The following is a 9,337-nucleotide window of genomic DNA, read 5'->3' as shown; positions in this document are numbered from 1 at the left end:
GGTCTTACTTCTCCTCGGGACCGGAGGGGTGCGCGAAGCGCTCGTCGGAAGGGTGGCGGTGGGAGACGGGTGGGCGGGCGTGTGCGGGTTCGTTTCCGCCGAGCAGCAGGTACAGGACGGCCATCCGGATGGAGACGCCGTTGGCGACCTGTTCGATGGCGGTGCAGCGGTCGGAGTCGGCGACCTCGGCGGTGATCTCCATGCCGCGGACCATCGGGCCGGGGTGCATCACGATGGCGTGCTCGGGCAGCCTGGCCATGCGGTCGCCGTCGAGGCCGTAGCGCCGTGAGTACTCGCGCTCGGTCGGGAAGAAGGCGGCGTTCATGCGCTCGCGCTGGACCCGGAGCATCATCACGGCGTCGCACTTGGGCAGCGTGCTGTCGAGGTCGTAGGACACCTCGCAGGGCCAGCTCTCGACGCCGACCGGCACCAGGGTGGGCGGGGCGACCAGGGTGACCTCGGCGCCCAGCGTGTGCAGCAGGTCGACGTTGGAGCGGGCGACCCGGCTGTGCAGGACGTCGCCGACGACGGTGATCCGCCTGCCGGACAGGTCCTGGCCGAGGCCGGCGTCCCTGCCGACCAGCCGGCGGCGCATGGTGAAGGCGTCCAGCAGGGCCTGGGTGGGGTGCTGGTGGGTGCCGTCGCCGGCGTTGACGACGGCGGCTTCGATCCAGCCCGAGTTGGCGAGGCGGTACGGCGCTCCGGAGGCGCCGTGCCGGATCACCACGGCGTCCACGCCCATGGCCTCCAGGGTCTGGGCGGTGTCCTTCAGGGACTCGCCCTTGGAGACGCTGGAGCCCTTGGCGGAGAAGTTGATGACGTCCGCGGACAGCCGCTTCTCGGCGGCCTCGAAGGAGATCCTGGTGCGGGTGGAGTCCTCGAAGAAGAGGTTGACGATCGTGCGGCCGCGCAGGGTCGGCAGCTTCTTGATCGGCCGGTCGGCGACCCGGGCCATCTCCTCCGCGGTGTCGAGGATCAGGACGGCGTCGTCGCGGGTGAGGTCGGCGGCCGAGATGAGATGACGCTGCATCTGTCAGGCTCCGTAAGGCAGTTCATTCGGGAGGATGAGGGCAAACCGGAGCGCGTGCCGGCACGCCGAAGCGGCCGTACGCGCCGACTTGCTACTGGCCGGCCGGCTTCGCACCGAGCAGCACGGTGTCGCGACCGTCCTCCTCGGCGAGCTGGACCCGGACCGTCTCCCGCAGCGACGTGGGGAGGTTCTTGCCGACGTAGTCGGCGCGGATGGGCAGTTCGCGGTGGCCGCGGTCGACCAGGACCGCGAGCTGCACCGCGCGCGGGCGCCCGATGTCGTTCAGGGCGTCGAGGGCGGCGCGGATGGTGCGCCCGGAGAAGAGCACGTCGTCGACGAGGACGACCAGCTTGCCGTCGATGCCGTCGCCGGGAATCTCCGTGCGGGCCAGCGCACGCGGCGGGTGCATGCGCAGGTCGTCGCGGTACATGGTGATGTCGAGCGAGCCGACGGGGACCTTGCGGTCGGTGATCTGCTCCAGCTTGGCGGCGAGCCGCTGGGCGAGGAAGACGCCCCGGGTCGGAATGCCGAGGAGCACCACGTCGTCGGCGCCCTTGGCGCACTCGACGATCTCGTGGGCGATACGGGTCAGCATGCGCGCGATGTCGGGGCCCTCGAGAACGGGCCGGGCATCGGTCGCCTGCGGGTTCGCGTGCGTGTCCATACGAAACGGACCTCCTTCTCCGCCTCACGGGACGGACCTTAAAGGACGTCGGATTTGCGCCAACCACGTTAGCAGGTCGCCGGGGGCCCCCGGATCACCCCCCTGGCGCAGTGCGCGGCCACTACCACGGAAGAGTCGGTGTGGACCATTCGGCTTGACGCATGAGAGTCACGCTGCGTAACCTCACAGTGAGTTACCAGCCGCGCGGCGGGAAGACAGACCGGCCGCGTCGACACAGTGTCCGGGGAGCCATATGTCCAGCGAATACGCCAAACAGCTCGGGGCCAAGCTCCGGGCCATCCGCACCCAGCAGGGCCTTTCCCTCCACGGTGTCGAGGAGAAGTCCCAGGGGCGCTGGAAGGCCGTGGTGGTCGGTTCGTACGAGCGCGGTGACCGCGCCGTGACCGTGCAGCGTCTTGCCGAGCTGGCCGATTTCTATGGCGTTCCCGTGCAGGAGCTGCTGCCGGGCACCACGCCGGGCGGCGCCGCCGAGCCGCCGCCGAAGCTGGTCCTGGACCTGGAGCGGCTGGCGACCGTGCCGGCCGAGAAGGCGGGCCCCCTGCAGCGCTACGCCGCGACGATCCAGTCCCAGCGCGGTGACTACAACGGCAAGGTGCTGTCGATCCGCCAGGACGACCTGCGCACGCTCGCCGTCATCTACGACCAGTCCCCCTCGGTCCTCACCGAGCAGCTGATCGGCTGGGGCGTCCTGGACGCGGACGCGCGCCGCGCCGTGGCCTCCCACGAAGAGGCGTAGCCGCCCAGGGACTCAGCAGAAACGTGCCGCCGGGGCGGCCGGAACCGTGTGGTTCCGGCCGCCCCGGCGGCTTTCTGCGCCGCTTCCGCGCCGCTTCCGCGCCGCTTCCGGGCACCGGGAGGGGCGCGCACGTGCCGCTTCTGGGCACTGGGAGGGGCGCGCACGTGCCGCTTCCGGGCACTGGGAGGGGCGCGCACGCCGAAGGGGCGCGGGGAACTGCGCGAGCAGCCACAAACGGCTCTCGGCCGCCCTGCTGCCGCAGTCCCACGGCGCCCCTGTTGTTCCGGCGGCTAGCTCCGCCGCAGCGTCGGCTTGAGCTCCTTCAGCCGGCCCAGCAGACCGTTGACGAACGAGGGCGACTCGTCGGTCGAGAACTCCTTCGCCAGCTGCACCATCTCGTCCAGGACGACGGCGTCCGGGGTCTCGTCGACCCAGATCAGCTCGTACGCGCCCAGCCGCAGGATGTTGCGGTCGACGACCGGCATCCGGTCGAGCGTCCAGCCCACCGCGTACTGCGCGATCAGCTCCTCGATGCGGGTCGCGTGCTCCGCGTACCCCTCGACGAGCTGCATCGTGTACTCGCTGACCGGCGGCTGTCGCGAGTCGGACCGGGAGAGCCGGATCCAGTCCGCGAGGACCGTCAGGACGTCGGCGCCGCGCTGGTCGCCCTCGAAGAGGATCTGGAAGGCGCGCTTGCGGGCCGTGTTGCGGGCAGCCACGGTTAGCTGTTCACCCGGCCGAGGTAGTCGCTGGTGCGGGTGTCGACCTTGATCTTCTCACCGGTGGTGATGAAGAGCGGGACCTGGATCTGGTGGCCGGTCTCCAGGGTGGCGGGCTTGGTGCCACCGGTGGAGCGGTCTCCCTGGACGCCCGGCTCGGTCTCCTGGACGACCAGCTCGACGGCGGCGGGCAGCTCGACGAAGAGCACCTCGCCCTCGTGCTGCGCCACGGTGGCCGTGAAGCCCTCGATGAGGAAGTTGGCGGCGTCGCCGACGGCCTTGCGGTCGACCATCAGCTGGTCGTACGTCTCCATGTCCATGAAGACGAAGTACTCGCCGTCCATGTACGAGAACTGCATGTCGCGCTTGTCGACAGTGGCCGTCTCGACCTTGACACCGGCGTTGAAGGTCTTGTCGACCACCTTGCCGGAGAGCACGTTCTTGAGCTTGGTGCGCACGAAGGCGGGGCCCTTGCCGGGCTTGACGTGCTGGAACTCGACGACGGACCAGAGCTGGCCGCCTTCGAGCTTGAGCACCAGGCCGTTCTTGAGGTCGTTCGTGGAAGCCACGGTTGCGGAATCTCCTGGACTGACGTACGACCCCGGGTCACGCGCTACAGCGCGAGCAGCTCCTTGGTCGTGATGGTGAGTAGCTCGGGTCCGCCGTCCGCCTCGGGGCGCACGACGAGCGTGTCATCGATCCGGACACCGCCCCGGCCCGGGAGGTGGACCCCCGGTTCGACGGTGACCGGCACGCAAGCGTCCAGTTTACCCATGGCCGCGGGGGCCAGCTGCGGGTCCTCGTCGATTTCGAGTCCGACACCGTGTCCGGTCAGCGGTGAGAGCGCTTCCGCGTACCCCGCGGAGTCCAGGACCTGGCGTGCCGCACGGTCGACGTCACGGTAGGCGGTCCCCGGCGCGAGGGACTCCCGCCCGGCGCGCTGGGCGGCGAAGACGAGGTCGTACAGCTCGATCTGCCAGTCGGCCGGCGAGGTGCCGATGACGAAGGTACGGCCGATCTCGCAGCGGTAACCGCGGTAGGTGGCGCCGAGGCACACGGAGAGGAAGTCGCCCTCCTCCACACGCCGGTCGGTGGGGCGGTGGCCGCGGCGCCCGGAGTGCGGGCCGGTGGCCACGGAGGTGGGGAAGGCGGGCCCGTCGGCGCCGTGGTCGACCAGGCGCCGTTCCAGCTCCAGCGCCAGGTGCCGTTCGGTGCGGCCGACCAGGATGGACTCCAGCAGCTCGCCGAGGGCCTGGTCGGCGATCTCCGCGCCGATGCGCAGGCAGGAGATCTCCTCCTCGTCCTTGACGACCCTGAGCTGTTCTACGGCCGCGCCGAGATCGGTGAGGCGGAGTCCGGGGGCGACCGAGGCGAGGGCGCGGTGCAGCGCCACGGTGAGGTGGTGCTCCTCCACCGCCAGCGCGTCGGCACCCTGGGCCACCGCGAGGCCGGTCGCGGCGACGGGGGGATCGCCGTCGGGTGCGGGCAGGACGTGCAACCGCAGGTTCTCGTCCGGCCTGCCTTCGTGGGGGCGGTCCTCGGGCGGGCCGGCGCAGACGAGCACGTCCTCAGCTCTGCCGAGGAGCAGGACGGAGCCCTGCGGGGCCGCGGCGGCGAGGTAGCGCACATTGGCGGGACGGGTGACGAGCGCTGCCGCGGCACCGGCCGCGTTGAAGTGTTCCCTCAGCCGGGATCGGCGGTTCGCGTACACCTCTGACATGAGATGAGCGTAGGAGTTTTGAGCGATTCGTGCCGTTTGGTGGGGGCCGAGTGGGGTCCGTGAGGGCACGGAGGCGCTCCGGGCACGGAGGCGCTCCGGGCACAGCCGAGCGGCAGTCGCCCGCCCGGTCCCCCGCGCCCGCTCCGCTCACCCCCTGCCCACCCGCCGCACCGGCCCGCGCGTTCACGGGCCCGCGCGCTCGCCGGCTCGGGTGTTCACCGGCCCGCGCGCTCGCCGGCTCGGGTGTTCACCGGCCCGCGGGCTTCACGTGCTCACCAGCTCGGCGGGCTGGCTATCGCCCTCGCCAGGACCTCGTCCAGCACCCGTGCCGTCCCCGGGACGTCCAGCTGGGAGTTGTCGATGATCGGCAGCCCCGAGCCGTACCAGCCGGCCATGCGGCCGTGGATGCGGGCCACCTCCTCGTCGGTGAGGCGGCGGTTGCCGGTCCGTTCGGCGTTGCGCTCCAGGACGATGTCAAGGCCCGGCAGCAGGACGACCGGGAGCAGGCCGGGGCCCACATGGCGCTTCCAGCCGCCGAGGCCCACGACCGGGCGGTCCGGGAAGACCGCGTCGTCCAGGATGCAGGAGATGCCGTTCGCCAGGAAGTTCCGGGCGGCGAAGCCGCAGGTGCGGCGGGCGAGGCGGTACTGGGCCTCGGAACTGTCGTTCCAGCCGGACTGCGGGTCGGCGAAGCCCGAGCGGACCCACTCGCGGACGTCGTCCAGGCTGATGTGGGCCGTGGGCACGCGCCGGTGGTCCGCCCAGTACTTGGCGACGCTCGTCTTGCCCGCGCCCGCCGGGCCGATCAGCAGGACCGCCAGCGTGGTGGAGGTCGGGTCGGGGACCATGGCCACGGCGGGCGGTGCCATGGGGACTCCGACGGGACCGCCGGGTGGCAGCGGCACGTGACCGGTGGTATCGGGGGCCGGCTGGGCGGGAGGGTGCTGCGCGGCCGGCGGCGGGGGCACGGCACCGGGCGGAGCCGGGAAGCCCGGGGCCGCGGGTGGCGGGGGGACGGGGGCGGGGCCCTGGGCGGCTCCCGGGAGCGGGCCGGGATGGTGCCCGGCCGGACGGGCGGCTCCCGGGTGCGGGCCCGGGTGGTGTCCCGCCTGTGCCCAGCCGGACTGCGGCCCCTGCCCCGGCTGGTGGGGAGGCGGCAGCGGCGACCCCACTGCGTGCTGCATCCGTTGCCACTCCGTCTCGTCGTCTTCGGCTCGTCCGCCTCGGGGCGTCCGGGTCGGGGCCGACAGCCGGGCCGGGCACGGCCCTTCGGGCCTGTGCCGTCCTCGCTCCCGGCTCCGCCCGGGCGAGGGCACCCCATGGTCTGCCGTCTCCGACACGCCCCGCCGGCTCACTCGCGGCAGGCGACGGGCGCCGGCAGCGGGGGCGAGCCCTGCTCCCTACCGAACGGTACCGTCCCCGGCCGTCGTTGGTGAAACGGCCGGGGGCGGCCCGAAGTGCCCGTTCCGCTCGGCGGATCGACGGCGCAGAAGAGGACGTACGGGGCGGTACCGGACCTACTGGCCCACTTCTCCGTAGGCGGCGAGGAGGACGGCGGGGTCGGGGCCTTCGAGCACGGTCGGCTTGGCCAGGCCGTCGAGGACGATGAACCGCAGCAGGTCGCCGCGGGACTTCTTGTCGACCCTCATGGCCTCCAGCAGCTTGGGCCACTGGTCGTGCCGGTAGTGCAGCGGCAGGCCCACGGACTCCAGGACCGTCCGGTGCCGGTCCGCGGTCGCGTCGTCCAACCGGCCGGCCAGACGGCCCAGTTCGGCGGCGAAGTGCATGCCGACCGCGACGGCCGCGCCGTGCCGCCACTTGTAGCGCTCGTTCTTCTCGATCGCATGGCCCAGGGTGTGGCCGTAGTTGAGGATCTCCCGCAGACCGGACTCCTTCAGGTCCGAGGAGACCACCTCGGCCTTCACCCGGATCGACCGCTCGATCAGCTCGGCGGTGTGCGGACCCGCCGGGGTCCGGGCCGCCTCGGGGTCGGACTCGATGAGGTCCAGGATCGCCGGGTCGGCGATGAAGCCGGCCTTGATGACCTCGGCGAGCCCGGAGACGTAGTCGTTGACCGGCAGGGAGTCCAGCGCCGCCAGGTCGCACAGCACACCGGCCGGCGGATGGAAGGCGCCCACCAGGTTCTTGCCCTCGGCGGTGTTGATGCCGGTCTTGCCGCCGACCGCCGCGTCCACCATGGCGAGCACGGTGGTCGGGACGGCGATCCAGCGCACCCCGCGCAGCCAGGTCGCGGCGACGAATCCGGCCAGGTCCGTGCTCGCGCCGCCGCCGACGCCGACGATGACGTCGGTGCGGGTGAAGCCGGACTGCCCGAGCGCCTTCCAGCAGTAGGCGGCGACCTCGGCGGTCTTGGCCTCCTCCGCGTTCGGCACCTGGATCGCCACGGCCTCGTAGCCCTGCTCGGCGAGATCGGCGCGCAGCGCGTCGCCGGTCTCCGCGAGGGCCTCGGGGTGGATCACCGCGACCCGCTTGGCCCTCGGCCCGATCAGCCCGGCCAGCTCGCCCAGGAGCTGCCGGCCGACGAGCACCTCGTACGGGTCGGTGCCCGCGGTGCCGGCGACCTGGATCCGGGTGACTGCCTCGCTCATGCTTCCTTCAACTCCAGTGCGTCCAGCGCTGCTCGGGTGACCTCTTCCGGGGTACGCCCGTCGGTCGGTACGACGGCGGCGGCGACCTCCTCGTACAGGTGGCGCCGGGCCTCCATCAACTCGCGCCACTGCTTGCGCGGATTGACCGCGAGCAGCGGGCGGGCCACGTTCAGGCCGGTGCGCCTGACGGCCTCCTCGACGTCCATGGAGAGGTAGACCACCGGGTGCCCGGCGAGCAGTGCACGGGTGTCGGCGTCGAGGACCGCGCCGCCGCCGAGCGCGAGGACGCCCTCGTGCTCGGCGAGCGCGGTGTGCACCGCACGTTTCTCGATCGCCCGGAAGGCGGGCTCACCCTCGTCCACGAAGATGTCGGCGATGGCGCGGCCCTCGGCGGCGACGATGTCCTCGTCGGTGTCCCGGAAGCCGGTCCCGAGCCGCTCGGCCAGCAGCCGGCCGACGGTGGACTTGCCGACGCCCATCGGGCCGACGAGGACTACCGCGGGCACGGCGCTCACCGGATCCGGAGGTTGTCGAGGTACGACCGCACGTTGCGGCGGGTCTCGGGTACCGAGTCGCCGCCGAACTTCTCCGCGACCGCGTCCGCCAGCACGAGCGCGACCATGGCCTCGGCGACGATCCCGGCGGCCGGGACCGCGCAGACGTCCGAGCGCTGGTGGTGGGCCTGGGCCTCCTCGCCGGTGGAGACGTCCACCGTCCGCAGGGCCCGCGGCACGGTCGCGATCGGCTTCATCGCGGCGCGGACGCGCAGCAGCTCGCCCGTGGTGAGCCCGCCCTCGGTGCCGCCGGAGCGGCCGGTGGCCCGCCTGATGCCGTCGGCGGTGGTCAGGATCTCGTCGTGCGCCTTCGAGCCCGGCACCCTGGCCAGCTCGAATCCGTCGCCGACCTCCACGCCCTTGATGGCCTGGATGCCCATCAGGGCGGCGGCCAGGCGGGCGTCCAGGCGTCGGTCCCAGTGCACGTGCGAGCCCAGGCCGACCGGAACGCCGTAGGCCAGGACCTCCACCACGCCACCGAGGGTGTCGCCGTCCTTGTGGGCCTGGTCGATCTCGGCGACCATCGCCTTCGACGCGTCCTCGTCGAGACAGCGCACGGGGTCCGCGTCCAGCCTGCCGACGTCGGCCGGAGTGGGGTGGACGCCGTAGGGCGCCTTGGCGGCGGCCAGCTCCACGACGTGGGAGACGATCTCGATGCCGGCCGTCTCCTTCAGGTAGGAGCGGGCGACGGCGCCGAGGGCCACGCGGGCCGCGGTCTCCCGGGCGGAGGCGCGCTCCAGGATGGGGCGGGCCTCGTCGAAGCCGTACTTCTGCATCCCCGCCAGGTCGGCGTGGCCGGGGCGCGGCCGGGTCAGCGGGGCGTTGCGGGCGAGGTTGGCCAGCACCTCGGGGTCGACCGGGTCACCGGCCATGACCTGCTCCCACTTGGGCCACTCGGTGTTGCCCACCATGATGGCGATCGGGGAGCCGAGCGTGAGTCCGTGCCGCACGCCGCCCAGGAAGGTGACCTCGTCGCGCTCGAACTTCATACGCGCACCGCGGCCATAGCCGAGCCGTCGCCGTGCCAGGTGGTCCGCAACCATCTCCGTGGTGATCGGCACGCCGGCGGGAAGGCCCTCCAGCGTCGCGACCAGTGCCGGACCGTGGGACTCCCCCGCGGTCAGCCAACGCAGCCTGCTCAACGGTGCTCCTCAGTGTTCGCGCCCGGTACTGCCCCGTGTACGCGTGTTCCGCGTACGGCGACGGCGTGACCGGGTGCGCGACCCCGGTACGCCACCTCCGATCCTCCCACGTCCGGGGCCGGTGTCCGGCCGCCGGTCCAGC

Annotated in this window: 10 protein-coding genes; 1 reads left to right on the top strand and 9 read right to left on the bottom strand. The window is 72.4% G+C overall.

Features of this window, described 5'->3' with window-relative positions:
• Nucleotides 1-4: 4 nt before the first annotated feature.
• Both ACGFT2_RS18110 and pyrR read right to left on the bottom strand, forming a co-directional pair.
• Nucleotides 5-1,030 carry an aspartate carbamoyltransferase catalytic subunit gene (locus ACGFT2_RS18110; RefSeq protein WP_393279001.1) on the bottom strand — a complete coding sequence of 342 codons (1,026 nt, stop codon included), beginning with the start codon at nt 1,028-1,030 and terminating at the stop codon, nt 5-7.
• Nucleotides 1,031-1,121: 91 nt separating this feature from the next.
• Nucleotides 1,122-1,694: a bifunctional pyr operon transcriptional regulator/uracil phosphoribosyltransferase PyrR gene (gene pyrR / locus ACGFT2_RS18105; RefSeq protein ID WP_393278999.1), complete on the bottom strand. Its 573-nt coding sequence runs from the start codon at nt 1,692-1,694 to the stop codon at nt 1,122-1,124.
• A gap of 253 nt (nt 1,695-1,947) precedes the next feature.
• Between pyrR and bldD the strand changes: the two genes are divergently transcribed.
• Entirely contained in the window at nt 1,948-2,451 is a 504-nt protein-coding gene (bldD, locus tag ACGFT2_RS18100; RefSeq protein WP_037859999.1) for a transcriptional regulator BldD, read from the top strand.
• A 290-nt stretch (nt 2,452-2,741) separates the two neighbouring features.
• On the opposite strand, the gene nusB is transcribed toward bldD, so the two are convergent.
• From nusB to aroC, 7 genes are all read right to left on the bottom strand, one after another.
• A complete protein-coding gene (gene nusB, locus ACGFT2_RS18095) occupies nt 2,742-3,170 on the bottom strand; it encodes a transcription antitermination factor NusB (RefSeq protein WP_393278997.1) in 429 nt (142 codons plus the stop codon).
• A 2-nt stretch (nt 3,171-3,172) separates the two neighbouring features.
• Complete coding sequence (gene efp / locus ACGFT2_RS18090; protein WP_037742222.1) at nt 3,173-3,739, bottom strand: elongation factor P; 567 nt, start codon at nt 3,737-3,739, stop codon at nt 3,173-3,175.
• A 44-nt stretch (nt 3,740-3,783) separates the two neighbouring features.
• Nucleotides 3,784-4,890 carry an aminopeptidase P family protein gene (locus ACGFT2_RS18085; RefSeq protein ID WP_393278994.1) on the bottom strand — a complete coding sequence of 369 codons (1,107 nt, stop codon included), beginning with the start codon at nt 4,888-4,890 and terminating at the stop codon, nt 3,784-3,786.
• 272 nt (nt 4,891-5,162) lie between these two features.
• Complete coding sequence (locus ACGFT2_RS18080) at nt 5,163-6,074, bottom strand: Pro-rich N-terminal domain-containing protein (RefSeq protein WP_393278992.1); 912 nt, start codon at nt 6,072-6,074, stop codon at nt 5,163-5,165.
• A gap of 333 nt (nt 6,075-6,407) precedes the next feature.
• The gene (gene aroB / locus ACGFT2_RS18075) at nt 6,408-7,499 is read right to left on the bottom strand and encodes a 3-dehydroquinate synthase (protein WP_393278990.1); all 1,092 of its coding nucleotides are present in this window, start codon (nt 7,497-7,499) and stop codon (nt 6,408-6,410) included.
• Entirely contained in the window at nt 7,496-7,978 is a 483-nt protein-coding gene (locus ACGFT2_RS18070) for a shikimate kinase (RefSeq protein ID WP_393279219.1), read from the bottom strand. Before ACGFT2_RS18070 ends, aroB begins: the two co-directional genes overlap by 4 nt.
• A gap of 32 nt (nt 7,979-8,010) precedes the next feature.
• On the bottom strand, nt 8,011-9,195 hold the full coding sequence (aroC, locus tag ACGFT2_RS18065; protein WP_393278988.1) for a chorismate synthase: 1,185 nt from the start codon (nt 9,193-9,195) through the stop codon (nt 8,011-8,013).
• Nucleotides 9,196-9,337: the final 142 nt, after the last annotated feature.

The organism is Streptomyces sp. NPDC048514 (genome assembly GCF_043199955.1).
Taxonomy (GTDB): domain Bacteria; phylum Actinomycetota; class Actinomycetes; order Streptomycetales; family Streptomycetaceae; genus Streptomyces.
Note: the sequence above shows the minus strand (reverse complement) of the source record. Positions and strands in the feature narration are given on the sequence as shown.

Coding starts and splice junctions, on each gene's coding strand:
- ACGFT2_RS18110 (WP_393279001.1), bottom strand. CDS start 1,030: ATGCAGCGTCATCTCATCTCGGCCGCCGACCTCACCCGCGACGACGCC.
- pyrR (WP_393278999.1), bottom strand. CDS start 1,694: ATGGACACGCACGCGAACCCGCAGGCGACCGATGCCCGGCCCGTTCTC.
- bldD (WP_037859999.1), top strand. CDS start 1,948: ATGTCCAGCGAATACGCCAAACAGCTCGGGGCCAAGCTCCGGGCCATC.
- ACGFT2_RS18085 (WP_393278994.1), bottom strand. CDS start 4,890: ATGTCAGAGGTGTACGCGAACCGCCGATCCCGGCTGAGGGAACACTTC.
- ACGFT2_RS18080 (WP_393278992.1), bottom strand. CDS start 6,074: ATGCAGCACGCAGTGGGGTCGCCGCTGCCGCCTCCCCACCAGCCGGGG.
- aroB (WP_393278990.1), bottom strand. CDS start 7,499: ATGAGCGAGGCAGTCACCCGGATCCAGGTCGCCGGCACCGCGGGCACC.
- ACGFT2_RS18070 (WP_393279219.1), bottom strand. CDS start 7,978: ATGGGCGTCGGCAAGTCCACCGTCGGCCGGCTGCTGGCCGAGCGGCTC.